Raw genomic sequence first — 251 nt, forward strand, 5'->3', positions numbered from 1 at the left:
TCACACTACTGATAGTTAGAATCTATTACTTTGTTTCGTATGTTTTAATTTTTCCTACGCGGTTTTCGTGACGACCACCTTCATAATCAGTTGTTAACCAGATTTTCGCGATATCACGCGCTAGACCAGCACCAATTACACGCTCGCCCATTGCTAGCATGTTAGTGTCATTATGCTCTCTCGTCGCTTTCGCGCTGAAAGTATCATGAACTAACGCACAACGGATACCATTTACTTTGTTTGCTGCGATT

1 protein-coding gene is annotated in these 251 nt (G+C 41.8%); it reads right to left on the minus strand.

The features are described 5' to 3' along the window. Positions 1-25: 25 nt before the first annotated feature. A partial coding sequence (locus NG904_RS17045; RefSeq protein ID WP_252232924.1) for an RpiB/LacA/LacB family sugar-phosphate isomerase occupies positions 26-251 on the minus strand: 226 nt, incomplete at its 5' end.

Origin of the sequence: Clostridium sp. ZBS15 (genome assembly GCF_023845705.1) — a bacterium.
GTDB classification, from domain to species: domain Bacteria; phylum Bacillota; class Clostridia; order Clostridiales; family Clostridiaceae; genus Clostridium; species Clostridium aquiflavi.